The organism is Pseudomonas sp. RIT411 (assembly GCF_003057735.2).
Lineage (GTDB): Bacteria > Pseudomonadota > Gammaproteobacteria > Pseudomonadales > Pseudomonadaceae > Chryseomonas > Chryseomonas oryzihabitans.
On the sequence record NZ_QBIZ02000009.1, the window covers coordinates 99,003 to 123,451 of the forward strand.

Consider the following 24,449-nt stretch of genomic DNA (forward strand, 5'->3'; position numbering starts at 1 on the left):
TATAGCCGGTTAGACGGTTGTCGTGCCAGTTAGGTCACGGACCCCGCCGGACGGCTGAGGAGTTCGCGTAGGCGGTCCTTGTCTTCGGAGCTCAGTTCGCTCTGTCGCGCCTTGCGTAGGAGTTGCTCCAGCAGGCGATCACGCTGGCTGGCGGCTAACCTCGTTATGGTGTCGAAAAACTGTTGTTCAAGGTTGTCCCCGGCAATCAGCCATTCTTTTTCCGCCAGAGCGCGCAGCAGTCGACCCTGTTCGGTGCCGTGCCAGCGAGCGATGAGCGCCAGGGTGCTCTGCCCAGGCTTCTTCTGCAGCGCCTCGACCAGGGCAACCAGCAACTGGGCGTACTGATCGCTTTCCTCGGCCAGGTTGCGGGCGTCCTGCACCGCCTGGGCCAGGGTCGGGTGGTGCAGCAGACTGCGCAGCGCGGCCAGCACCGGGGTCTCCACCTTGACCGGTGGCTGACGGGGAGGGCGCTCGCCGCCACCCTTGCCGTTGAAATCCTTTTTCCAGCCCTTGCCGTCGCGCCCGCCCTTGCCTTCGCGGCGGGGCGTCCACTGCTGCTGTGCCGGGGCTTCCTCGGCCTGGGCATAGGTGTAGTCGCCATAGTCCGGGGGCGGGGCATCCTGCGGCGGGGCGGACGGCGCCAGCTGGCTCAGCGCATCGTTGCCGAGGCCGGTGAGTTCGCTCAGGCGCTGGCGCATCAGCAGGCGCAGGTTGTTGCCAGGAATCTTCTCGATTAGCGGCGCCGCCAGGGTGGCCAGGTGCGCCTTGCCTTCCAGGGTCGCCGGATCGGCTTCGATCATCAGTTGCTGGAAGAAATACTCGGCCAACGGCTGGGCCTGCTGGACGAAGCGCGCCTGGAAGGCGTCGGCGCCCTCGGCGCGCACCAGGGTATCCGGGTCCTCGCCCTCGGGCAGGAACAGGAAGCGCACCCGGAAGCCGTCCTTGAGCACCGGCAGGGCCGATTCCAGGGCGCGCCAGGCGGCGCTGCGACCGGCCTGGTCGCCGTCGAAGCAGAACAGGATGCTCGGCACGATGCGGAACAGCCGCTTGATGTGCTCTTCGCTGGTGGCGGTGCCCAGGGTGGCCACGGCATTGCGGATGCCTTGCTGGGCCAGGGCGATGACGTCCATGTAGCCTTCCACAACCAGGATCTCGTCCAGGTCGCGGTTGTGCTTGCGCGCCTCGAACAGGCCGTAGAGTTCCTGGCCCTTGTGGAACACCGGGGTCTCCGGCGAGTTGAGGTACTTGGGCTTGTCGTCGCCCAGTACCCGGCCGCCAAAGGCGATGACCCGGCCCCGGCTGTCGCGGATCGGAAAGATCACCCGGTCGCGAAAGCGATCGTAACGCTTGCCGCTCTCGGCGTTCTCCACCAGCAGGCCAGCGTCGAGCATGGCCTTCTGCTGCAGGTCGTCGCCGCCCAGGTGCTTGCTCAGGTTGTCCCAGCCCGGCGGGGCGAAGCCCAGGCCGAAGTCCCGGGCGATCTCGCCAGTGAGGCCGCGCTTCTTCAGGTAGTCGACCGCTGCCTGGCGCTTGGGGTGGTTGCGCAGCGCCAGGCGATAGTATTCGGCGGCAGCGGCCAATAGCGGGTAGAGCGGGGAATCCGTGGGTTGCCGCGGCTTGCGTCGACCGCCGCTCTCTTCGCGCGGCACGTCCACGCCGGCCTTTTTGGCCAGTTCCTCGACCGCCTCGGGGAATTCGAGGTTGTCGTGGTCCATGATGAAGCCCAGGGCGTTGCCGCCGGCACCGCAGCCGAAGCAGTAGTAGAACTGCTTGTCGGGGCTGACGCTGAAGGAGGGCGTCTTCTCGTTATGGAAGGGGCAGCAGGCCATCCAGTTCTTGCCGGCCTTCTTGAGCTTCACCCGCGCGCCCACCACCTCGACGATGTCGGTGCGATTGAGCAGGTCGTCGATGAAGCCTTGCGGGATGAGTCCGGCCATGGTCAGCGTCTGGATAGAGGGGCGAAGAGCGGAGGATGAAGCGAGGAGGGCAGTCTAGCGCCCGAGTGCGCCAGGGCGAAGCGGGAAGGCCAGAAACAGACAACCCGACCAGAGGTCGGGTTGTTTGATGACGCCAGAGGAGCGCTGTAACTCAGTACAGACGCTCGCGACGGCGCTGCTCGCGCTGTACTTTCTTGGCGTGGCGCTTGACCGCGGCAGCAGCTTTACGCTTGCGCTCGGCGGTGGGCTTTTCGTAGAACTCGCGGCTACGCACTTCGGCCAGTACACCGGCCTTCTCGCAGGAACGCTTGAAACGACGCAGCGCTACGTCGAAGGGTTCGTTTTCTTTGACTTTGACGTTGGGCATCCAGGTCGTACCTTCAAATTTACCGAGGTTTAATCCAACGCTAGCGGCAAAAGGGCACGGGAAGCGTCGGTTTTTAAGGGTTGCGGATAGTAACGCTTCAACTGCCCCGCTGCCAAGCCCCGGCGGACGAAAAGCGCTGGCCGGTGCTGGAAGCGGCGCTTATCATGCGCAGCCTGACATTCTATACCCTCGAAGGCTTATCTCCATGCGTGTTCTGGGACTGGAAACGTCCTGCGATGAAACCGGCGTCGCCCTCTACGACAGCGAGCGCGGCCTGCTGGCCGATGCGCTGTTCAGCCAGATCGATCTGCACCGCGTCTACGGTGGCGTGGTACCGGAGCTGGCCTCGCGCGATCACGTCAAGCGCATGCTGCCGCTGATCCGCGAAGTGCTGGACGCGGCGGGCAGCCGTCCTGAAGACGTGGATGCCATCGCCTACACTGCCGGCCCCGGCCTGGTCGGCGCCCTGCTGGTGGGCGCGGCCTGTGCCCAGGCGCTGGCGCTGGCCTGGGGCGTGCCCGCCCTGGGCGTCCACCATATGGAAGGTCATCTGCTGGCGCCCATGCTCGAAGAGCAGCCCCCGCAATTTCCCTTCGTCGCCCTGCTGGTCTCCGGTGGCCACACCCAGCTGGTGCAGGTCGATGGCATCGGCCGCTACAGCGTGCTGGGCGAGTCCCTGGACGATGCCGCCGGCGAAGCCTTCGACAAGACCGCCAAGCTACTAGGCCTGAGCTATCCCGGTGGACCGGAGATCGCCCGCCTGGCGGAGCGCGGCGTGGCGGGGCGCTTCGTCTTTCCGCGCCCCATGACCGATCGGCCCGGCCTGGAATTCAGCTTCAGCGGCCTCAAGACCTTTACCCTCACCACCTGGCAGCGCTGCCGGGCGGTCGGTGACGACAGCGAGCAGACCCGCTGCGACATCGCCCTGGCCTTCCAGACGGCGGTGGTCGAGACCCTGGCGATCAAGTGCAAGCGCGCGCTGAAGCAGACCGGGCTCAAGTCGCTGGTGATCGCCGGTGGCGTCAGCGCCAACCGCGCGCTGCGCGAGAACCTGGAGCAGATGCTCGGCGAACTGGGCGGCCAGGTCTTCTATGCGCGGCCGCGCTTCTGCACCGACAACGGCGCCATGATCGCCTATGCCGGTTGCCAGCGGCTGCTGGCCGGCCAGCAGGAAGGCCCGGCAATCGCCGTCAAGGCGCGCTGGCCTATGGAGCAGCTGGCGGCGCTCTGAGACGGGCGGAGGGCGCCAGCGGGCAATCCCCGGACGGCGCCAGGGTCAAAAATGACGCTCGGTCCCCTGGCGCAGGGCGCGCAGGTTGTGGCGGTGGCGGATCAGGATGAGCAGGGCGAGCAGCAGCATCGGCGCCAGCAGGTCCGGACGTTGCCAGGCGAACAGCGGCAGGATGCCGAGCACCGCGACCAGGGACGCGAGGGAAGCGATCCTCAGGCTGGCGAATACCGCGGCCCAGAGCACCAGCCCCAGTAGCGCCGCCGGCGGGTAGAGGCCGAGCAGCAGCCCGGCCGCCGTGGCGACGCCCTTGCCACCGCGGAAATGGAAGTACAGCGGATAGAGATGGCCGACCACGGCGGCCAGCCCGATCCAGGCCTGCTGCAGGGGCGCAAGCCCCAGTTGCTGGGCGATCAGCACGGGGATCAGGCTCTTGCTCAGGTCGCCGGCGAGGGTCAGCAGGGCCAGCTTGCGTCCGGCCAGGCGCAGCATGTTGCTGGCGCCGGGATTGCCGGAGCCGTCGTGACGCGGGTCGCGGGTGCCGAACAGGCGACTGAGCAGCACGGCGAAGGACAGCGAGCCCAGCAGATAGGCTAGCAGGAGCAGCAGCCAGAACATGGTAGGGTTCCGCGCCAGGAGAAGGCTCGATTCTACCGACAGCCCGCCGCCCGACGATAGGCCGGCGGTGACGATCACACAGAGCACGACAAAGGTGCGAGGCAAAGGCAGTGGACAAGGTTTTCATCGAGGGACTCGAGGTCGACACCGTGATAGGGGTGTACGACTGGGAGCGTGACATCCGCCAGTGCCTGCGCATCGATCTCACCATGGGCTGGGACATCCGCGCGGCGGCGGCGAACGACGAACTCGAGCACACCCTGAACTACGCGGCAGTGGCCGAGCGCATCACCGCCTTCGCCCACGAGACCACCTTCGAATTGGTCGAGACCTTTGCCGAGCGCCTGGCCGCCCTGCTGCAGGCGGAATTCAAGCTGCCCTGGCTGCGCCTGCGCATCACCAAGCCCGGCGCGGTGCCGACCGCTCGTGGCGTGGGCGTGGAGATCGAGCGGGGGCAGGCGTGACCCGGGTCTATCTGGGGCTGGGCAGCAACATCCAGCGCGAGCAGCACCTGGGCATGGCCCTGGACGAACTCGCCGAGCTGCTGACCGATCTGCACTGCTCGCCAGTGTTCGAAAGTGAGGCAGTAGGCATCCGCAGTGCGCCCTTCTTCAATCTCGTCGTAGCCGGCGACACCGACCTCGATCCCGCCACCTTGAGTCAGAGACTCAAGGCCATCGAAACCCGCAGCGGGCGCTATGCACCGGATCGCCAGGGTCTGCCACTGGACATCGACATCCTGCTGCACGGCGACCTGACCGGCGAGTTCGCCGGCCTGACCCTGCCGCGCGCCGAGATCCTGCGCAACGCCTTCGTGCTCTGGCCACTGGCCCTGCTGGCCGGCGAACGACGGCATCCGGACAACGGTCGGCGCTTTGACGAGCTGTGGCAGGAGATGCGTGGCCAGACCACCCAGGTGCTGCGACCGGTAGCTTTCAGCTGGAAGGGTATGGAACTGACGCCAGACGCGTTGCTGGGCGCCGATCGGGTGTAACGCGGCGGTCGTTGGGCTTCGCTGTGCTCAACCCAACCTACGGGAGCTCTTCCCCCTCTCCCTTTGGGAGAGGGCTGGGGTGAGGGCACGCCTGGCGAAGGCTCCCCAGTGGAAAAGGCTGCGCCGTTTTCCACGCTACGGCTCTAGCACAGGCTTCGCTTCGCTCGGACAACCCCCTCTCCCTCAGGGAGAGGGTTGGGGTGAGGGTCGCTGGGGAAGAGCTGCGCTGTGCTCAGCGCCAACCTACGAAAGCTGCGCCAGGGCCTCGATGCGGGCCTGCTTGAGGGCCTCGCCCAGGGCGGCACCCTTGAAGCCCTGGGCGACCAGCGGCTGGACCGCGACCCCGCGCACTACCTCGGCCGCCTGACGCAGCAGCGCCAGCGGTGGCTCGCCCTCGGCGGGCCTGACCGCTGCGGCACAGGCGCAGGCCTGGAGGAACTCCTCGAAGCGCGCCGGGCGGCGCAGCACGTCGAAGCCCTGCAGCAGCTCGAACCAGGCCTCCGGGGTCAGCTGTCGGGCCTGCAGCGCCGTGGGCCAGTGGCGCGCCAGCAGCAAGGCCAGCTCGGCGGGATCGCGTGGCACCTTGAGGCGGGCGTTGAGGGCGGCGTGCTGCTCTTCCGGTACGTCCAGCAGCAGGCAGGCCCAGCGCACGTTCAGCGAGGCCTGGACCTCGGCGCTCTGGCGCAGGATGGCATAGACCCGGGCACCCGGCTCGGGCTGCTCGCCGGCGAAGCCGGCAGTCACCTCCGGCAGCAGCGCGGCCAGGGCGCCGCAGTCGTGCAGCACCCGAATGAAGACATCGGGTCGCTCTTCGAGCAGGGCGCGGGAGATTTCCTTCCACAGCCGTTCGGCGGTCAGGGCATCCAGCTCGCCACTGGCGACCATGTCCTGCATCAGCAGCAGCGTCTCGGGCGCCACCTGGAAACCCAGGCTGCAATAGCGGGCGGCGAAGCGGGCGACCCGCAACACGCGCAGCGGATCTTCGGCGAAGGCGGGAGAGACGTGGCGCAACAGGCGCGCCTGGAGATCCGCGCGTCCACCGTAGGGATCTATGACCTGGCCATCGTCGTCTTCGGCCATGGCGTTGACGGTGAGATCGCGGCGGATCAGATCCTGCTCCAGGGTGACATCGGGCGCGGCATGAAAGGTGAAGCCGCCATAGCCACGCCCGCTCTTGCGTTCGGTGCGGGCCAGGGCGTATTCCTCGCCGGTCTGGGGATGCAGAAAAACCGGGAAGTCGGCGCCCACCGGGCGATAGCCCTGGGCAGCGAGGGCTTCGGCGGTGGCACCCACCACGACCCAGTCGACCTCCGTTACCGGGCGACCGAGCAGGCGATCCCGTACGGCACCGCCCACCTTGTAGATTTGCATAGAAAGAGACCTCCTTGCGGAGGTCTAGGATAGCCCGAAAGACCGGCTCGGCTCAGATCGGCGAAGCCAGATCCAGACGCCGGTCGTGATCGCGGCTCTCGTGGCGGGGTGGAACCTGGAAGCTCTGGGCCACGTCGTCGCCCCTCATGCTTTCCAGGCGGATATCGAAACCCCAGAGTCGGTGCAGGTGCTTGAGCACCTCGTCCGTGGAGTTGCCCAGCGGCTTGCGGTCATGCTGGAAGTGGCGAAGGGTGAGCGAACGATCGCCACGCCGATCGACATTCCAGATCTGCACATTGGGCTCGCGATTGCCCAGGTTGTACTGGGCGGCGAGTTGCTCGCGGATCAGCCGATAACCGCCGTCGTCGTGGATGGCCGCCACTTCCAGTTCGTCGCGCTGGTCGTCATCGAGGATGCTGAACAGCTTGAGGTCGCGGATCACCTTGGGCGAGAGGTATTGCAGGATGAAGCTCTCGTCCTTGAAGCTCTTCATGGCAAAGGTGACGGTGGCCAGCCAGTCGCTGCCGGCGATCTCGGGGAACCAGCGGCGGTCTTCGTCCGTGGGGTCCTCGCAGATGCGGCGGATGTCGCGGAACATGGCGAAGCCCAGGGTGTAGGGGTTGATACCGCTGTAATAGGGGCTGTCGAAGCCCGGCTGGTAGATCACCCCGGCGTGGGATTGCAGGAATTCGAACATGAAGCCTTCGGTGACCAGGCCCTCGTCGTAGAGATCGTTGAGCAGGGTGTAGTGCCAGAAGGTGGCCCAGCCCTCGTTCATCACCTGGGTCTGGCGCTGGGGATAGAAGTACTGGGCGATCTTGCGCACGATGCGGATCACCTCGCGCTGCCAGGGCTCCAGCAGCGGCGCGTGCTTTTCCACGAAATAGAGGATGTTTTCCTGAGGTTCGCTGGGGAAGCGCGCCCCTTCGTCGTGGGCTTCCTTGCCGGCCATCTTGGGAATGGTCCGCCAGAGGTCGTTGACCTGGCGCTGCAGCTGCTCTTCGCGCTCCTTCTGCCGCTGGCGTTCCTCGGCGGCGGAAATGGGATAGGGCCGCTTGTAGCGGTCCACCCCGTAGTTCATCAGCGCATGGCAGGAATCCAGCAGTTCTTCCACGGCATCGATGCCATGGCGTTCCTCGCACTGGGTGATGTACTGCTTGGCGAACACCAGGTAGTCGATGATGGAGCTGGCATCGGTCCAGGTGCGGAACAGGTAGTTGCCCTTGAAGAAACTGTTGTGGCCATAGCATGCATGGGCGATCACCAGCGCCTGCATGGTCATGGTGTTCTCTTCCATGAGGTAGGCGATGCAGGGATCGGAGTTGATCACGATCTCGTAGGCCAGCCCCATCTGGCCGCGGCTGTAGTGCTTCTCGGTATGGAGGAAGTGCTTGCCATAGGACCAGTGGTTGTAGCCGATGGGCATGCCGACGGAAGCGTAGGCGTCCATCATCTGCTCGGCGGTGATCACCTCGATCTGGTTGGGATAGGTGTCCAGCGCATAGCGCTTGGCGATCCGGGCGATCTCCCGGTCATAGGTCTGGATCAGCTCGAAGGTCCATTCCGAGCCAGTGGAAATGGGCTCACGTTTCATGACACGAGTCTCCGCTGGAACAGTTCGCGGAACACGGGATAGATATCCCCCGCCGAGACGATCTGCTGCTGCGAGAAGGAATCCGGGAAGCTGCCCCGGACGTTCTCGTATTCGTACCACAGCGCCTGGTGCTCGCGCGGGGTGATTTCCACATAGGTGTAGTACTGCATGAACGGCAGGATCTGCTTGGTCAGGATCTCCCGGCAGATGGGCGAGTCGTCGTTCCAGTTGTCGCCGTCGGAAGCCTGGGCGGCATAGAGATTCCATTCGTTGACCGGATAGCGCGCGGCCATGACCTCCTGCATCAGCTTGAGGGCGCTGGAGACGATGGTGCCGCCGGTTTCGCGGGAGTAGAAGAACTCTTCCTCGTCCACTTCCTTGGCGCTGGTGTGGTGGCGGATGAACACCACCTCGATGCGCTCGTAGTTTCTCTTGAGAAAGAGGTAGAGCAGGATGTAGAAGCGCTTGGCGATGTCCTTGGTCGCCTGGGTCATGGAGCCGGAGACGTCCATCAGGCAGAACATCACCGCCTTGGAGCTGGGGCTGGGCTGCTTGGAGAGCAGGTTGTACTTGAGGTCGAAGGTGTCGAGGAAGGGCACCTTGTCGATACGTGCGCGCAACCGCTCGATCTCGGCCTCCAGCGCCTGGATGTCACCCAGGTTGTCGGGCTCTTCCACCCGCAGCCGTGCCAGTTCGGCCTTGGCTTCGCGCAGCTTGTTGCGGCTGCCGCCGGAGAGGGCGATGCGCCGGGCATGGGAGGCACGCAGGGTGCGGATGATGTTGATCCGGGCAGGGTTGCCCTCGTTGCTGATGCCGGCGCGTACCGTCTTGAAGGTATCGGTGCCGGTCAGCTGCTTCTTGACCAGGTTGGGCAGCTCCAGATCCTCGAACATGAAGTCGAGGAATTCGTCCTGGGTGATCTGGAAGGCGAATTCGTCCATGCCTTCGCCGCTGTTGCTGGCCTTGCCCTGGCCCTGACCACCGCCGCCGCCTTGGGGCCGCGGGATGCGCTCGCCGCTGACGAATTCCTTGTTGCCCGGGTGGACGATGGTCTGGCGTCCGCCCTTGCCCTGGTACAGCGCGGGTTCGTCGATGTCGCGGGCAGGAATGCTGATCTGCTCGCCGTGCTCCATGTCGGTGATGGAGCGCCGACTCACGGCTTCCTCGACCGCCTTCTTGATGTGCTCACGATAACGCCGCAGAAAACGCGTGCGGTTCACCGTGCTCTTGTTCTTGCCGTTTAGACGCCGGTCGATGACATAACTCATACAGGCCCTCCGGGCTATTGCAGGACGCCACGACGACGCGGCAGGCGCGTCGTCGCGGGTTCAGCCTCAGGCTGCCTTACTGCGACTTGCGTACCCGTGAATACCACTCGGACAGCAGTCGCACCTGCTTCTCGGTGTACCCGCGCTGGACCATGCGGGTCACGAAGTCGCTGTGCTTCTGCTGGTCTTCCTTGCTGGCCTTGGCATTGAAGCTGATGACCGGCAGCAACTCCTCGGTGTTGGAGAACATCTTCTTCTCGATCACCGCACGCAGCTTCTCGTAGGACAGCCAGCTCGGATTCTTGCCGTTATTGTTGGCACGGGCGCGCAACACGAAGTTGACGATCTCGTTGCGGAAATCCTTCGGATTGCTGATGCCAGCCGGTTTCTCGATCTTTTCCAGTTCCTCGTTGAGGGAGGCGCGATTGAGGATCTCGCCGGTTTCCGGATCGCGGTATTCCTGATCCTGGATCCAGAAGTCGGCATAGAGCACATAGCGGTCGAAGATGTTCTGGCCGTATTCGCTGTAGGACTCGAGGTAGGCGGTCTGGATCTCCTTGCCGATGAATTCCACGTAGCGCGGCGCCAGGTATTCCTTGATGAATCTCATGTAGCGCTCGCGGGTCTCGGCCGGGAACTGCTCGGCTTCGATCTGCTGCTCCAGCACATAGAGCAGGTGCACCGGGTTGGCCGCGATCTCGTTGGCGTCGAAGTTGAACACCCGCGAGAGGATTTTGAAGGCGAAGCGGGTCGAGAGGCCGTTCATGCCCTCGTCGACGCCGGCGCTGTCGCGGTATTCCTGGATCGACTTGGCCTTGGGATCGGTGTCCTTGAGATTCTCGCCGTCATAGACGCGCATCTTCGAATAGATGTTGGAGTTTTCCGGTTCCTTGAGGCGCGAGAGCACCGAGAACTGGGCCAGCATCTTCAGGGTATCCGGCGCGCAATGGGCGCTGGCCAGGGAGCTGTTGACCAGGAGCTTGTCGTAGATGTGGATCTCGTCGGAGACGCGCAGGCAATAGGGCACCTTGACGATGTAGATCCGGTCGATGAAGGCCTCGTTGTTCTTGTTGTTGCGGAAGGTGTGCCACTCGGATTCGTTGGAGTGGGCCAGGATGATGCCGCTGTAGGGCAGGGCGCCGAGGCCTTCGGTGCTGTTGTAGTTGCCTTCCTGGGTTGCGGTCAGCAAAGGGTGCAGGACCTTGATCGGGGCCTTGAACATCTCCACGAATTCCATCAGGCCCTGGTTGGCACGGCACAGGGCGCCGGAATAGCTGTAGGCGTCCGCATCGTTCTGCGGGTATTCCTCCAGCTTGCGGATGTCCACCTTGCCCACCAGGGCGGAGATGTCCTGGTTGTTCTCGTCGCCCGGTTCGGTCTTGGCGATGGCGATCTGGTTGAGGATGGAGGGGTAGAGCTTGACCACCCGGAACTTGCTGATGTCGCCGCCGAATTCCTGCAGACGCTTGGCCGCCCAGGGCGACATGATGCTGCGCAGGTAGTGGCGGGGGATGCCGTAGTCCTCTTCGAGGATCTGGCCGTCTTCGTCGGGATTGAACAGCCCGAGAGGCGATTCGAATACCGGCGAGCCCTTGATGGCGTAGAAGGGGATCTTCTCGATCAGGTGCTTGAGTTTCTCCGCGAGGGACGACTTGCCGCCGCCCACCGGGCCGAGCAGATAGAGGATCTGCTTCTTCTCCTCCAACCCCTGCGCCGCATGGCGGAAGTAGGACACGATCTGCTCGATGCAGTCTTCCATGCCATGGAAGTCGGCAAAGGCCGGGTAGCGGCGGATGACCTTGTTGGAAAAGATGCGCGACAGGCGTGAATCACTGGTGGTGTCCACCAGTTCGGGTTCGCCGATGGCCATGAGCATGCGCTCGGCGGCACTGGCAAAGGCGGTACGATCCTTCTTGCAGATCTCAAGGTATTCCTGAAGGGAATACTCTTCCTGGCGAGTCGCTTCAAAACGCCCCTGGAAGTGACTGAAAATGCTCATGACGTCTCCTCGCTGGATACCCTGGACCAGCTTGGAATCGATGCCTGGAGCCTTGCCTTGCTGCCGGTGGGGAGCGGTCATGCCGGGCGACGAAAGATAACGTCTCTAATACCTTCGCGGTCGTCTTGCCTAATCGATCCTTACACGCCTGCAGAATAGGGTTGGGTTTCGAGAGACGCACGAAGGAGACCGATGGAAACGGTCCCCCTGGAATTCCCCCGAATCTCCAGTGGTTACACCGATGGTCCAAAGCCGGTTATCGAGCCCGCCGTTTCCGGAGGGCCTGATTCCAGAATAGTCCTATCTGCGAGATGTGGAAGAGCCAATTCGGTTTATTCTTGTAACGACAGCGTCAATCGGCTGTGCTAGATGCCCGCTCAGGCCTGGCCGCTGGCGGTCTCGTCGGGATAGCGGGTGCGCCAGTTTTCGAAGCCGCCGTCGACGCTGTAGACCTGGCTGAAGCCCTGGCCGGCCAGGAAGGCGGCCGCACTCTGGCTGGAGTGACCGTGGTAGCAGAACACCAGCAGCGGCGCGTCCAGATCGGCGGCGGCGATGAAGTCGTGGATGTTCTGGTTGTCGAGCCGCTGCGCCCCGGCGACGTGCAGGGAGGCGTAGCTGTGCGGATCGCGGATGTCGACGATCTGGGCGCCCTGGCTGCGCAGCTCCAGGGCCCGCTCGGGGGAGATACAGGTGAATTCGCTCATTTCTTCTCCTTGCAACTGCAGAGATGACGGCGGTTGCCGTCGACGTCGAGCAGGGTCATGTCGCCGCCCCAGACGCAGCCGCTGTCTAGGGCCTCGACATTGGGTGCTGCGCAGCGACCCTTGAGCGCGGCCCAGTGGCCGAACAGGATGCGCACGTCGCGGGTCAGCCGGTGCTCATGGCTGAACCAGGGGGCGAAGCCGGCCGGTGCGCTGTCCAGGCCTTCCTTGCTCTTGAATTCCAGACGACCTTCGGGGCTGCAGAATCTCATGCGCGTCAGGTAGTTGGTGATCAGGCGCAGGCGTTCCTGGCCTTGGAGATCATCTTGCCAGAGCGCCGGCTCGTTGCCATACATCTGCTCGAGAAAGGGCACGTGGGCCTGGTCATCGCGCAGCACGGCTTCGACTTCGCCGGCCAGGCTCATGGCCTGGTCCAGGGTCCATTGCGGTGGCAGGCCGGCATGGACCAGCACGCAATTGCGCCCGGCATCGTGCTGGATCAGCGGCAGGTGGCGCAGCCAAAGCAGCAATTCGTCGCGATCGGGGGCGGCGAGGATGTCGCTCAGGGTGTCCTGTTTCTTCAGCCGGGCGCCGCCCAGGGCCACGGCCAGCAGGTGCAGGTCGTGGTTGCCCAGGACGCTGACCAGCGAATCGCGCATCGCGTACAGGTATCTCAGGGTTTCCAGGGACTGAGGTCCGCGGTTGACCAGATCCCCTACCAGCCAGAGGCGGTCCTGCGCAGGATCGAAGCGGACCTCGTCGAGGAGGCATTTGAGCGGGTCGAGGCAACCTTGCAGATCGCCAACGGCGTACAGCGTCATCGGGACTCCTAGTGCAGCGAGCCGGGTACGGCCAGGCGGAAGGTGGGGATGGCGGCTTCGAAGAGATGGCCATCGCTGGCGACCATCTGGTAGCTGCCCCTCATGCTGCCGACCTGGGTCGGCATCAGGGTGCCGCTGGAGTAGCTGTGGGTTTCGCCCGGGGCGATCAGCGGCTGTTCGCCCACCACGCCCGGTCCGCGCACTTCCTGCGCCTCGCCATTGCCATCGGTGATGATCCAGTGGCGGCTGAGCAGCTGCGCCGGGAGCTGGCCGTCGTTGCGGATGCTCACGTCGTAGGCGAAGGCGTAGCGCTCCTGGCTGGCACTGGATTGCTCGGGCAGGTAGCGGGTGGTGACCTGCACGGTGATGAGATAGCGCGGATCGGGCTCGGTCACGGAAGAATTCTCTGCGGAGGCGGGTGGAAAGGCTTCAGCTGGACGCCAGCTGGTTGGCCAGGCGCACATAGGCGGCCAGGTCCAGCTGCTCGGGGCGCAGCCCCGGATCGACGTCGGCGGCCTCGATGGCGGCGCTGTCCAGGGTACCCTTGAGGGTGTTCCTGAGGGTCTTGCGGCGCTGGCCGAAGGCCTCGCGGACGACGCGCTCGAGCAGCACCGGATCGCGGGCCACATGGGGCCGCTCGGTGTGGGGCACCAGGCGCACGATCGCCGAATCCACCTTGGGCGGCGGATTGAAGGCGCCTGGACCGACGTTGAACAGGTGCTCCACGCGGCAGTGGTACTGCACCATGATCGACAGCCGTCCCCAGTCGCCATTGCCGGGCACCGCGGCCAGGCGTTCCACCACTTCCTTCTGCAGCATGAAGTGCATGTCGGCGATGATGTCGGCGAAGCTGAGCAGGTGGAAGATCAGCGGCGTGGAGATGTTGTAGGGCAGATTGCCCACCACCCGCAGTCGATCGCCGGCGGCGATGCTGGAGAGGTCGTATTTCATGGCGTCACCCTGGTGCAGGGTGAACAGCGGATTGAGGCCGAACTTGAGTCGGAGCAGGGGAATCAGGTCCTGATCCAGCTCGATGACGTCGAGCCGGGCACCGCTGCCGAGCAGGCCCTCGGTCAGGGCGCCCTGGCCCGGACCGATTTCCAGCAGGCGCTCGCCGGGTCGCCCGTGGATGGCGCGCAGGATGCGATGGATCACCCCGGCGTCGTGCAGGAAATTCTGGCCGAACCTCTTGCGGGCGCGGTGTTGGTAGAGCTCGGTCATCAGGTGCTCCGGCGCAGGCAGCGGGCCTGCGATTTCAAGACGGCAAAGACCCACCAGTTTAGCAGACCCTTGGCCGTCACCGGAGCGCTCAGGTCACCGAACGGCGATGGGCCGCCATGCTGTAGGCGGTCTCCAGGGCCACCTTCAGACTGCCGGTGTCGATGCGTCCGCTGCCGGCCAGATCGAGGGCGGTGCCATGGTCGACCGAGGTGCGGATGATCGGCAGGCCCAGGGTCACGTTGACCGCCGCGCCGAAACCCTTGTGCTTGAGCACCGGCAGGCCCTGGTCGTGGTACATGGCCAGGACGGCATCGCAGTGCTCGAGGTGCTTGGGGGTGAAGAGGGTGTCGGCGGGCAGCGGTCCGACGAGATCAAGGCCTTCGGCGCGCAGGCTGTCCAGCGCCGGCTCGATGATCTCGATCTCTTCCCGGCCCAGATGACCGCCCTCGCCGGCATGGGGATTGAGACCGCAGACCAGGATGCGCGGCCGGGCCACGCCGAAATAGCGCTGCAGATCGCCATGCAGGATGCGGGTCACGTCCAGCAGCGTCTGGTGGTCGATGGCATCGGCCACTTCGCGCAGCGGCAGGTGGGTGGTGACCAGGGCCACTCTCAGGCCGGCGGTCGCCAGCAGCATCACCACCTGCGGAGTGTGGGTCAGTTCGGCGAGGAATTCGGTATGGCCGGAAAAGGCCACGCCCCCGTCGTTGATCACGCCCTTGTGCACGGGCGCGGTGATCATGCCGGCGAAGGTGCCGTCGAGGCAGCCCTGGCCGGCGTGCGTCAGGGTGTCCAGGACATAGGCGGCGTTGGCGGTGTCGAGCTGGCCGGTCACCACCGGCGCACCCAGCGGGGTATCCCAGACATAGAGGGCACCGGCGGGTGCCGGGCGGTCGGGCCAGGCCGCAGGGGCGACCTTGATGAGCTCGATGGCGAGTCCCAGTTCGAGCGCGCGGGCGGCCAGGAGGTCGCGGCTGGCGATGGCGATCAGGGCGTGGGGCTGGGCCACGCGGGCCAGCAGCAGACAAAGGTCGGGACCGATACCGGCGGGCTCACCGGGGGTCAGGGCGAAGCGCAGGGCCATGGCGGGCTCCGGAAACAAGAAGGCCGCAGGGGGTGCCTGCGGCCTCGGGGTTACTGCTTGATCTCGACGTAGGCTTCGTCGCGGATCTGCCGCAACCAGGTCTGCAGCTCCTGGTCGTACTTGCGGCTACGCAGGAGATTCAACGCCTGCTGCTCGCGGGCCTGCTGGGTGTTGTCGGTGGCCCGACGGCCCAGGACTTCCAGGATGTGCCAGCCGAAGGCGGTGCGGAACGGCTGCGACAGCTGGTTGACCGGCGAGTTGTTCATGACCTCGCGGAATTCCGGGACCAGGGATTCCGGATTGATCCAGCCCAGGTCGCCGCCATTGAGCGCCGAGCCCGGATCTTCCGAGAAGCTCTTGGCCAGGGTGGCGAAGCTCTCGCCATTCTGGATGCGCTCGCGCAGGCGCGCGGCCAGACGCTGGGTCTCGGCATCGCTGCGCACGGCATTGGGCTTGAGCAGGATGTGGCGCACGTGCACCTCGTCGACGATGCTGGCCTCGCCTCCGCGCTTCTCTTCCACCTTGAGGATCACGAAGCCGCCGGGTACGCGTAAGGGCTGGGTGATGCCGCCGACGCCGACACTGCCGATCAGGCGGTCGAAGGGCGGGGGCAGCTGGGCAGCCTTGCGCCAGCCGATCTCGCCACCGTCGAGGGCGTTGTCCCCGGCCGAGCGGGCGATGGCCAGCTGGTTGAAGTCGGCGCCCTGGCGCAGCTGGTTGTAGGTGTCCTGGGCTTGGCGCGCGGCGGCGTCGAGACCGGCATTGCCGGCGTTGTCGGCCACCGGGATCAGGATGTTGGCCAGCCGGTATTCTTCGGACAGCTGCAGCTTGCCCAGGTCCGAGGCGAGGAAGTTCTGCACCTCCTGCTGGGTGACCTGCACGCGCTGACCGACCTGGCGCTGGCGCACCCGGCTGATCATCATCTCGCGACGGACCTGCTCGCGCGCGGCATCGTAGGAAAGACCGTCGCGGGCCAGGGCCTGGCGGAATTCGGCCACGCTCAGGCCATTGCGCTGGGCGATGGTGGCGACGGCCTGATTGAGTTCCTCGTCGGAGATCTTCACGCCCATGCGGCCGGCCAGCTGCATCTGGATGTCTTCCAGGATCAGCCGCTCGAGCACCTGCTGGCGCAATTCGCTTTCCGGCGGCGCCGCGGCGCCGCGGCGGGTGATGTTCTGCTTGACCTCGTTGAGTCGCTGATCGAGCTGGCTCTGCATGACCACGTCGTTGTCGACGATGGCCACGACCTTGTCCAGCGGTACCACGGCAGCCTGAGCCAGGGGGGTGAGGGCGAGCGCCGCGCCCAGGGCGAGCGGGCGCAGGGCGTTACATAGCTTGGTCTTCACGTTCACGATAGCCTTGAATGCCTCTGTCCAGGAAGCCTTCGGTCTTGCCGCCGAAGACGTTGCCGAGTCCCTTGAGCACGATCTGCAGGAAGATCCCGCGATCGGCTTCGGAGCTCTGGGCGGTGTAGAAGACGTCGTCTTCGCTCTTGAGCCAGTAGCGGCTGATCAGGCGCAGCTTCCAGCAGCAGTTGTCGTACTCGAAGCCACCGAAGGCTTCCAGGGTACGGCTCTTGTTGTAGTCGAACTGCCAGCGGGCGATGGCGGACCACTGGGGCACGATCGGCCAGATGAAGGAGATGTCGTGCTGGTCGACCTTGTAGTCGTTGCTGTTGTAGGTGAAGCGGCCAAGGTTCGGATCGAACACCCGGACGTTGTCACGATAGCGATAGCCGACGTTGAGGATCTTGCCCGGTTCGGCTTCCGGCTGGTAGTGGAACATGACGCTGCCGGAGTCGGTCTGGTGCAGGGTCGGATCCCAGTTGAATTCGCCGTTCACGCGCCAGTCGCGGTTGAAGCGATACATGCCGGCCAGGGCATAGGGCGAGCGCGAGGTGGTGGCCTGGGGATTGTCGATGTCCTGACCTACGCTACGTGCGTATGCCAAGTCGTCCTTGGTCAGGCCGGGCAGCTGGACGTCGCGGTCGCGGAAGTAGAACAGCTGGCCGAAGCTGACGTTGGCGCGCTCGAAGCCGTTGGGCTCGATGAAGCGGCTGGTGGCACCCAGGGCCAACTGGTTGGCGTCGCCGATGCGGTCGCGACCGGTGAAGCGGTTGTCGCGCCACAGCGAGCTGTAGCTGAAGGTGTATTCGCCGGTATCGAACACTGGCAGATCGTCCTGGTCGCGATAGGGTACATAGAGGTACTTGGCGCGGGGTTCCAGGGTCTGCTTGCCGCCTTCGCCGAACAGATTCGAGGTGCGGTCGAAGTAGAGGCCGCTGTCGAGACTGAAGATCGGCACCGAACGGGTCGGGCTGTCGTTGAAGCTGGTCACGCTGGAGCCGGCCGAGGCGCGACGACCACCGCCGACCAGCGGCGAATTCAAGTCATTCTGGCCGGTGCTGTCCAGGTCGAGGTCGTAGCGGGTGTAGGCATAGCGCACCGACGGCGTCAGGAAGCCCCAGGACGCGGTCATCGGGCGGGCGATGCCCGGCTCGACGTGGTAGCGATTGCCTTCGGCGCGGGTCAGGCCGAAGAGATTGACGTCCGGGCGGTTGCGCACGTTGGTGCGATTGCCGTTGTCGTCCAGGTCGAAGTAGGTGTTGTCGTCGAAGCTGCGGGTGAAGCGCACCGCCTCGGTGTCGTAGGTGAAGTCCAGGCCGCCCGGGTTGTAGGGCAGGGCGCCGGTCAGGGTCAGCTGCGGCAGGCGGTTGTAGGGCGTCACGTCGGAGACCGTGGCCAGCTGGTAGGCCTGGGCGTTGAGGCCGGCGACAAAGGTGTCGCCACGGTAGGTCAGGCGGCCCTGCTGGTTGACGTAGGTCGGCTTGTTGATGCCGAGGTCGGTGTCCAGGTCCTGGAAGTAGTAGGGATCGCTGATGCGGGTGTAGTCGACCTCGGCCATCAGGCGCGAATCCAGGCCGCTGCGGTTCTTCCAGCCGTACAGCCAGCGGTTGTCGGTGGCTTCCGGTTCGCCCTCGTGCTCCGGATCGGTGTCCTTGAGGTAGGAACCGTAGACCTCGCCTTCGCTGCTGCGGGTCAGGTAGCGGAAGTCACCCTCGGTCTGCAGGCCATGCTTGGCCATGTAGCGCGGATAGAGGGTGGCGTCATAGTTGGGCGCTAGGTTGAAGTAGTAGGGCGTGGTGATCGCGAAGCCGGTGTCGCTGGAGGTGCTGATTGAGGGCGCCAGGAAGCCGGACTGCCGACGGTCGTCGATCGGGAAGTAGATGAAGGGCGTATAGAGGACCGGAATGTCCTTGACCCGTAGCGTCGCGTTGGTCGCATAACCCAGGCCAGTGGCCGGGTTCAGGGTCACGGTGTTGCCCTTGACCTGCCAGGCGTTGCTGCCCGGTTCGCAGGTGGTGTAGGTGCCATCCTTGAGGCGGATGATGGCGTCGTCGCCACGCTTGGCATAGAGCGCGCTGCCGCGGGCGCGGCTCTGGTGCATGACGAATTCGGCGTTGTCGACCTGGACCTGGCCGTTGTCCAGCTGCAGATCGGCCTTGTCGCCGACCATCAGCAGGCCGTTGTCGCGGAATTTGACGTTGCCCTTGAGCTCGCCGCGATTCTCCAGCTGGTGCAGGTTGGCTTCCTGGGATTCCACCTGCATGCCGCCCTGCCGCAGTACCACGTCGCCGGCCAGGGTGGCGACCTGCTGCTCCTGCTCGTAGCGCGAGGCCTTGGCCGAGACGTAGGTCGGGGCCTTGGACGTCGGGGTGTCGTCGTACATGCCCGGGCGCTGCGGCTCGACATAGGCGCCACTGCAGTAGGGGCCGGTCTCGGCCAGCTGGGCCGGGGTCAGCTGATCGCGCGGGACCCAGTCCAGGTGACTGTAGTCGGCGCTGCGGGACTTGAGGGCACGACCCTTGCTCTCGGTCACCAGCACGGCATCGTCGCCCTTGCGGGCGGCCGGCTCGGCGGCGACGCCCTGGGTCTCGCCCTTGCTGGGACGGGGCGGGATGGCCGCGGTCGGTGCCTGGGTGTTGCACGACCAGCCACCACCGGCGCCGGCACTGCAGCTGAACTGCTCGGCGGGTGCGGCGATAAGGGCGGTGACGGGCTGCATGGCGAGCAGGCTGCCGGTTACCAAGAGGGGGAATTTTCTGCGAAACGCGGGGGTTTTCACGGCCATCCTTAAAGTCGTCCTGCACGCCGGCCATTAAGGGGCCGCGGCCTCTCGATGGGCTCAAAAAGATAGCGGATAATAAAACATGACCTGCGCATCGGCTAGGGCCGGGGGATCCGCTGTAAATGACTGAAGATGTTCGCTTAAACCAGATAGAAGACTGGCTGACCACCGTTCTACCGGAAATTTTCCGGGAGCAGGCCTGGGGTGAGGTGCCCGTGGGCAGCCTGACCGCTGCCAGTAGCGATGCCAGCTTTCGCCGTTATTTCCGCTGGGCGGGCGAGGGCCGCAGCCTGATCGTGATGGATGCGCCGCCACCGCAGGAGGACTGCCGTCCGTTCGTCCGGGTGGCCGCGCTGCTGGCCGCCGCCGGTGTCCATGTGCCGCGCATCCTGGCCGAGGATCTGGAGCGGGGATTCCTGCTGCTGAGCGACCTCGGCACCCTGACCTACCTGGAGGTAATCAATGCGGCCAATGCCGACGATTATTTCCAGGCGGCCATCGACGCCTTGCTGGCTTTTCAGGGCAGGCAGCCGACGAACGGCAGCCTGCCGCTCTACGACAGGGCTCTGCTCGCCCGCGAGTTGAGTCTGTTTCCGGAGTGGTACGTGGGCCGCGAGCTTGACACGACTTTGAGCGCCAGCCAGCTCGAGCGCTGGCAGGCCATCTGCGAGGTGCTGATCGACAGCGCCCTGGCGCAACCCCAGGTGCTGGTCCATCGGGACTTCATGCCGCGCAACCTGATGCTCAGCACGCCCAATCCGGGGGTACTGGACTTCCAGGATGCGGTCATCGGCCCGGTGACCTATGACATCACCAGCCTGTTCAAGGACGCCTTCCTCAGCTGGCCGGAGCCGCTGGTGCAGCGCTGGCTGCTGGGCTACTGGGAGCAGGCCCGCGCCGCCGGCATCCCGGTGCAGGCCGAGTTCGCCGATTTCCAGCGGGCGTCGGATCTGATGGGCGTGCAGCGCCATCTCAAGGTAATGGGCATCTTCGCCCGCATCTGGCACCGCGACGGCAAGCCGCGCTATGTCGCCGACACCCCGCGCTTTCTCGACTATATCCGTACCGTGGTGGCGCGCCGCCCCGAGCTGGCCGACCTCGGCGCCTTGCTCGACGAGCTGCATGCCGAGCGGGCCGAGGCATGAAGGCCATGATCCTGGCGGCGGGCAAGGGCGAGCGTATGCGACCCCTGACGCTGAGCCTGCCCAAGCCGCTGATCGAGGTGAACGGCCGGCCGCTGATCGAGCACCACATCCGGGCCCTGGCGGCGGCGGGCATCACCGAGCTGGTGATCAATCACGCCTGGCTGGGCGCCCAGCTGGAAGCCGCCCTGGGCGATGGCAGTCCGCTGGGGGTCGCCATCCGCTTCTCCCCCGAGGGTGAGCCGCTGGAAACCGGGGGCGGCATCTTTCGCGCGCTGCCGCTGCTGGGCAGCGCGCCTTTCGTGCTGGTCAACGGCGACATCCGTACCGACTTCGCCTTTGGCAGCCTGGCCCTGCCGGCCGGTTGCCTGGCGCACCTGGTGCTGGTCGACAATCCGCTGCATCACCCGAGCGGCGACTTCGGCCTGGTGGACGGGCGGATCACCCTGGACGCCCCGGAGAAGCTCACCTACAGCGGCATCGCCGTGCTTCATCCGCACCTGTTCGCCAGTTGCACGGCCGGAGCCTTCAAGCTGGTGGACGTGCTGCGGCCGGCCATTGCCGCCGGGCAGGTCTCGGGCCAGCGACTGGACGGTCGCTGGGTGGACGTCGGTACCCTCGAGCGGCTGGCGGAAGCGGAGCGGCTGTTCGAGGCGGCTTCTTGAAGATCTGGTTCTGGCCGCTGACGCTGCTGGGTTTCCTGGCCGGCTGGGCGGTGGCCAGCATTCCCGGTGCGCTGCTGGTGGCGCTGCTCGCCCATGCCGGCGAGCGGCAACTGGGGCTGACCTCCCTGGCGGGCTGGAAGGCGCGCTGGCAGGGGCGCCCCGGGCGCTTCGAGCACCAGGCGCAATTCCAGATGCTCGGCCGGCTGGCCAAGCGCGGCGGGCGGGTGCTGACCGCCCACATCCGCCAGGCCGAAGGCGAGATCGAGCGTCTGGGGCTGGGCGCCGACGACCGCAAGAAGGCCATCGCCGCCTTCGAGCAGGGCAAGGGTGGCACCCTGCCGTCGACGGCCGATCTGCAGCGCCTCAGCGAGCGCAGCGAAGGCATCCTGCGCGCCTGCTGGCGCATGGTCTGGATCAGCGGCAGCGTGCGCCCCGGCGATCGCGACGAGATCCTCGGCTGGGGCCAGGCGATGGGCCTGGCCGAAGCCCAGGTGCTTGCCTTGCAGCCGCCGGTACAGACGGCGCCACGCCAGCCCAGCAACGAAGAAAAGTATCGCAAGGCGCTGCAGTTGCTCGGCGTCACCGATGACGCCGACGCCGCCACGGTCAAGCAGGCCTATCGGCGGCTGCTCTCGCGCCATCACCCCGACAAGAAGGCCGGCGCCGGGGCCGGCCAGTCGGCGGTCTATGCCGCTGCCCAGCGCACCGCCGAGCTGCATGCCGCCTACCAGGTGATCAAGACGCGGCGGGGCTTCCGCTAGCGGCCGGTGGCAGCCGATCCAGCCAGGCGCGCAGGCGACGGACGGTCTGTTCCTGCTCGGCGGCCCGGTCGCCGGGAATCACCGGCAGATCGATCTGCCGATAGCCCTTGTTGGCCTTTTGCGCCGCGCGTTCCTTGCGCCGCTGGGCGGCCGCTCCGGGGGCGTGCACCAGGTCGGCGATCTGCAGGTCGGTCTTGCCCATGGTGGCGTCCAGCCGCGGCGGCATGCCCTGGGGTTCGCGGGCGTCGATGAGCACCAGTTGCTTGACCTCGGCCGGTTCCTTTTCCGCCAGATAGCGCGCCGCCCAGTAGGCGCCGGTGCCGTGACCGACCAGCACGATGGGGCTGGCGCCCTGTTGCAGCGCCAGGTCGATGCCGGCGGCGATGCGCGCCAGTACCCGGGTGGCCTGGGCATTGGCCGCGGCTTCGGGATCCACCGGTGCGACCGCCGCCTGGGCCGGTTCGCCGCTGCCGGCTTCGGCCTGGGTCGGGGCGGCGGGCGCCGTACCGCTGCCGCCGGTCACCGGCGGTGCCGCCTGCTCGCTGTTGGCCTGGGCGTCGGTGTCCGCCGGCGCGGTGTCCTGCTCGATCGCCACCACGGGGTCATAGGGATCGGGCAGGCTCAGGCTGATGGTCTGCCAGCCGAAGGTGGGCAACTGCTGGCGCACGGGCGCCACCACATTGGGCCAGTCGGCCGATTCGCCATCGCCCGGCACCAGCACTACCGTCCCTGCCGCCTTGGCCCGGGCGGCGGGCATCAGCAGGGCGAGAAAGGATTCGTCGCCAGCCTGCAGGGTCTTCTGCTGCTCGGCGGGCAGCTGCCGCATCAGCGCCTGCTGCTGCTCCTGGCTGCGCTCCAGCGCCGGGGCCACGGCGGCCGGCGCCGCCGGCGTTTCCGGTGCCGGGGTGGGCGCCTCTTCGGCAAGCACCGGGGCGGCAAGGCCGAGCAGGAGGAGGCAGAGCGGCAGCAGGGCGGGCGACGACATCGACGGTAATCCTCGACAGGGGGACGGTTGACCCTGGCGAGCCTACCGCCGTTCGCCCCGTCGGGGCAGCGGGAACGCCCGAGCCGCAGACGGATCTCCGTTACAATGCCGCCACTTAACCTTCGCCGAGGCTATCCCATGCAACCCTTCGCCATCGCCCCCTCGATCCTGTCCGCCGATTTCGCCCGCCTGGGCGAGGAGGTCGACAAGGTCCTCGCCGCCGGTGCCGACATGGTCCATTTCGACGTGATGGACAACCACTATGTGCCCAATCTCACCATCGGTCCCATGGTCTGCAAGGCGCTGCGCAACTACGGGGTGACCGCGCCCATCGACGTGCACCTGATGGTCAAGCCGGTGGATCGCATCATCGGCGATTTCATCGAGGCCGGCGCCACCGACATCACCTTCCACCCCGAGGCCTCCGAGCACATCGATCGCTCGCTGCAGCTGATCAAGGACGGCGGTTGCCGGGCCGGCCTGGTGTTCAATCCGGCCACCTCGCTGGATGCCCTGAAGTACGTCATGGACAAGATCGACATGGTGCTGCTGATGAGCGTCAACCCCGGCTTCGGCGGCCAGAAATTCATTCCCGGCACCCTCGACAAGCTGCGCGAGGCGCGCGCCCTGATCGACGCCTCGGGTCGGCCGATCCGCCTGGAGATCGATGGCGGGGTCAACGTCAAGAACATCGGCGAGATCGCCCGCGCCGGGGCCGATACCTTCGTCGCCGGCTCGGCCATCTTCGGCCAGCCCGACTATGCCGCGGTGATCCAGGCGATGCGCGCCGAACTGGCCAAGGCCCGCTCGGTATGAGCGCCCTGGTACGCCTCGGTGGCGGGCATCCGCCCGCCCTGGTGATGTTCGACCTCGACGGCACCCTGCTGGATTCGGCGCCGGACCTGGCCGCCGCGGTGGATGCCATGCTCGAACGCCTGGGCCGCGCGCGGGCGGGACTGGACAAGGTGCGGCTGTGGATCGGCAATGGCGCCCGGGTACTGGTACGCCGGGCACTGGCGGATGACATGCGGCATGACGCGGTGGACGATGCCGCCGCCGACGAGGCCCTGGCGCTGTTCATGGCGCTCTATGGCGGCAGTCACGCCCTGACCCGCGTCTATCCCGGCGTGCTGGACAGCCTGGCGCTGCTGCGCACCCTGGGCGTGCGCCTGGCGGTGATCACCAACAAGCCGGAACGCTTCGTCGCGCCGCTCTTGGCCGACATGGGGCTGGGCGACTTCGACTGGATCGTCGGCGGCGATACCCTGCCGCAGCAGAAGCCCGATCCGGCGGGCTTGCTGTGGGTCATGCAGCAGGCGGGGGTAGCGGCCGGCCAGGCCCTGTTCATCGGCGATTCGCGCAACGACATCCGCGCCGCCCGCGCCGCCGGGGTGCGCTGCGTGGCCCTGAGCTACGGCTACAACCATGGCGAGCCCATCGCCAGCGAGCAGCCGGATCTGGTCGTCGACGATCTGCGCGAACTGTTTATCTAGCACGCCGAGGTTGCCGGCCGGTTGCCATGCCGCGCCGGCTAGGCTAACGTGGCCCTTCAACCCCCGCCCCAA

At 66.1% G+C, this 24,449-nt stretch carries 23 protein-coding genes; 8 read left to right on the top strand and 15 right to left on the bottom strand.

Going from position 1 to position 24,449, the window contains the following annotated elements; all coding sequences use genetic code 11:
• Window positions 1-29: 29 nt before the first annotated feature.
• Window positions 30-1,937: a DNA primase gene (gene dnaG / locus DBY63_RS14600; protein WP_108581593.1), complete on the bottom strand. Its 1,908-nt coding sequence runs from the start codon at window positions 1,935-1,937 to the stop codon at window positions 30-32.
• Window positions 1,938-2,088: 151 nt separating this feature from the next.
• Window positions 2,089-2,304, bottom strand: a complete 216-nt coding sequence (gene rpsU / locus DBY63_RS14605) for a 30S ribosomal protein S21 (RefSeq protein ID WP_007159750.1) — start codon at window positions 2,302-2,304, stop codon at window positions 2,089-2,091.
• Between the two features lie 205 nt (window positions 2,305-2,509).
• On the opposite strand from rpsU, the gene tsaD reads away from it, so the two are divergent.
• Complete coding sequence (tsaD, locus tag DBY63_RS14610; RefSeq protein ID WP_027600725.1) at window positions 2,510-3,535, top strand: tRNA (adenosine(37)-N6)-threonylcarbamoyltransferase complex transferase subunit TsaD; 1,026 nt, start codon at window positions 2,510-2,512, stop codon at window positions 3,533-3,535.
• A 45-nt stretch (window positions 3,536-3,580) separates the two neighbouring features.
• Here tsaD and plsY read toward each other — a convergent pair whose 3' ends face one another.
• Entirely contained in the window at window positions 3,581-4,150 is a 570-nt protein-coding gene (gene plsY, locus DBY63_RS14615) for a glycerol-3-phosphate 1-O-acyltransferase PlsY (protein ID WP_007159748.1), read from the bottom strand.
• A 110-nt stretch (window positions 4,151-4,260) separates the two neighbouring features.
• On the opposite strand from plsY, the gene folB reads away from it, so the two are divergent.
• Window positions 4,261-4,614 (top strand): dihydroneopterin aldolase, encoded by a 354-nt coding sequence (gene folB, locus DBY63_RS14620; RefSeq protein ID WP_027600726.1) that lies wholly within the window; start codon window positions 4,261-4,263, stop codon window positions 4,612-4,614.
• Window positions 4,611-5,144: a 2-amino-4-hydroxy-6-hydroxymethyldihydropteridine diphosphokinase gene (folK, locus tag DBY63_RS14625; protein WP_077171039.1), complete on the top strand. Its 534-nt coding sequence runs from the start codon at window positions 4,611-4,613 to the stop codon at window positions 5,142-5,144. Before folB ends, folK begins: the two co-directional genes overlap by 4 nt.
• A 243-nt stretch (window positions 5,145-5,387) precedes the next feature.
• Here folK and DBY63_RS14630 read toward each other — a convergent pair whose 3' ends face one another.
• The 11 genes from DBY63_RS14630 to DBY63_RS14680 all read right to left on the bottom strand — a co-directional run bounded on the left by DBY63_RS14630 (window position 5,388) and on the right by DBY63_RS14680 (window position 19,334).
• Window positions 5,388-6,515: a multifunctional CCA addition/repair protein gene (locus tag DBY63_RS14630; protein WP_108581592.1), complete on the bottom strand. Its 1,128-nt coding sequence runs from the start codon at window positions 6,513-6,515 to the stop codon at window positions 5,388-5,390.
• Between the two features lie 52 nt (window positions 6,516-6,567).
• Window positions 6,568-8,109: a SpoVR family protein gene (locus DBY63_RS14635; RefSeq protein ID WP_027597513.1), complete on the bottom strand. Its 1,542-nt coding sequence runs from the start codon at window positions 8,107-8,109 to the stop codon at window positions 6,568-6,570.
• A complete protein-coding gene (locus DBY63_RS14640; protein WP_007159743.1) occupies window positions 8,106-9,377 on the bottom strand; it encodes a YeaH/YhbH family protein in 1,272 nt (423 codons plus the stop codon). The genes DBY63_RS14635 and DBY63_RS14640 overlap by 4 nt, the downstream gene beginning before the upstream one ends.
• A 76-nt stretch (window positions 9,378-9,453) precedes the next feature.
• Window positions 9,454-11,376 (bottom strand): PrkA family serine protein kinase, encoded by a 1,923-nt coding sequence (locus DBY63_RS14645; RefSeq protein WP_007159742.1) that lies wholly within the window; start codon window positions 11,374-11,376, stop codon window positions 9,454-9,456.
• 377 nt (window positions 11,377-11,753) lie between these two features.
• The gene (gene glpE / locus DBY63_RS14650; protein ID WP_027597514.1) at window positions 11,754-12,080 is read right to left on the bottom strand and encodes a thiosulfate sulfurtransferase GlpE; all 327 of its coding nucleotides are present in this window, start codon (window positions 12,078-12,080) and stop codon (window positions 11,754-11,756) included.
• A complete protein-coding gene (locus DBY63_RS14655) occupies window positions 12,077-12,898 on the bottom strand; it encodes a symmetrical bis(5'-nucleosyl)-tetraphosphatase (protein ID WP_058792038.1) in 822 nt (273 codons plus the stop codon). The genes glpE and DBY63_RS14655 overlap by 4 nt, the downstream gene beginning before the upstream one ends.
• Before the next feature lie 8 nt (window positions 12,899-12,906).
• Window positions 12,907-13,293 (bottom strand): Co2+/Mg2+ efflux protein ApaG, encoded by a 387-nt coding sequence (apaG, locus tag DBY63_RS14660; RefSeq protein WP_007159739.1) that lies wholly within the window; start codon window positions 13,291-13,293, stop codon window positions 12,907-12,909.
• A 34-nt stretch (window positions 13,294-13,327) separates the two neighbouring features.
• Window positions 13,328-14,119, bottom strand: coding sequence for a 16S rRNA (adenine(1518)-N(6)/adenine(1519)-N(6))-dimethyltransferase RsmA (gene rsmA / locus DBY63_RS14665; RefSeq protein ID WP_017640354.1), 792 nt, complete (start codon window positions 14,117-14,119; stop codon window positions 13,328-13,330).
• Between the two features lie 88 nt (window positions 14,120-14,207).
• Window positions 14,208-15,203, bottom strand: coding sequence for a 4-hydroxythreonine-4-phosphate dehydrogenase PdxA (pdxA, locus tag DBY63_RS14670; protein WP_108581591.1), 996 nt, complete (start codon window positions 15,201-15,203; stop codon window positions 14,208-14,210).
• Window positions 15,204-15,253: 50 nt separating this feature from the next.
• Window positions 15,254-16,549 carry a peptidylprolyl isomerase gene (locus tag DBY63_RS14675; protein ID WP_108581590.1) on the bottom strand — a complete coding sequence of 432 codons (1,296 nt, stop codon included), beginning with the start codon at window positions 16,547-16,549 and terminating at the stop codon, window positions 15,254-15,256.
• Window positions 16,530-19,334 (bottom strand): LPS-assembly protein LptD, encoded by a 2,805-nt coding sequence (locus tag DBY63_RS14680; protein WP_077171033.1) that lies wholly within the window; start codon window positions 19,332-19,334, stop codon window positions 16,530-16,532. Before DBY63_RS14680 ends, DBY63_RS14675 begins: the two co-directional genes overlap by 20 nt.
• 119 nt (window positions 19,335-19,453) lie before the next feature.
• Between DBY63_RS14680 and DBY63_RS14685 the strand changes: the two genes are divergently transcribed.
• From DBY63_RS14685 to DBY63_RS14695, 3 genes are read left to right on the top strand one after another with little or no spacing between them, the layout of a single operon-like run.
• Window positions 19,454-20,476 (top strand): phosphotransferase, encoded by a 1,023-nt coding sequence (locus tag DBY63_RS14685; RefSeq protein WP_108581589.1) that lies wholly within the window; start codon window positions 19,454-19,456, stop codon window positions 20,474-20,476.
• Complete coding sequence (murU, locus tag DBY63_RS14690; RefSeq protein ID WP_108581588.1) at window positions 20,473-21,138, top strand: N-acetylmuramate alpha-1-phosphate uridylyltransferase MurU; 666 nt, start codon at window positions 20,473-20,475, stop codon at window positions 21,136-21,138. Before DBY63_RS14685 ends, murU begins: the two co-directional genes overlap by 4 nt.
• Window positions 21,135-21,899, top strand: a complete 765-nt coding sequence (locus DBY63_RS14695; protein ID WP_027600733.1) for a DnaJ domain-containing protein — start codon at window positions 21,135-21,137, stop codon at window positions 21,897-21,899. The genes murU and DBY63_RS14695 overlap by 4 nt, the downstream gene beginning before the upstream one ends.
• On the opposite strand, the gene DBY63_RS14700 is transcribed toward DBY63_RS14695, so the two are convergent.
• A complete protein-coding gene (locus tag DBY63_RS14700) occupies window positions 21,874-22,884 on the bottom strand; it encodes a DUF3530 family protein (protein ID WP_108581587.1) in 1,011 nt (336 codons plus the stop codon). The genes DBY63_RS14695 and DBY63_RS14700 overlap by 26 nt on opposite strands.
• A 138-nt stretch (window positions 22,885-23,022) precedes the next feature.
• Here DBY63_RS14700 and rpe point away from each other — a divergent pair, with 138 nt between their 5' ends.
• Both rpe and DBY63_RS14710 read left to right on the top strand, forming a co-directional pair.
• Window positions 23,023-23,700 (top strand): ribulose-phosphate 3-epimerase, encoded by a 678-nt coding sequence (gene rpe / locus DBY63_RS14705; protein WP_027600735.1) that lies wholly within the window; start codon window positions 23,023-23,025, stop codon window positions 23,698-23,700.
• The gene (locus tag DBY63_RS14710) at window positions 23,697-24,377 is read left to right on the top strand and encodes a phosphoglycolate phosphatase (protein ID WP_108581586.1); all 681 of its coding nucleotides are present in this window, start codon (window positions 23,697-23,699) and stop codon (window positions 24,375-24,377) included. The genes rpe and DBY63_RS14710 overlap by 4 nt, the downstream gene beginning before the upstream one ends.
• The last annotated feature ends 72 nt before the right edge of the window (window positions 24,378-24,449 follow it).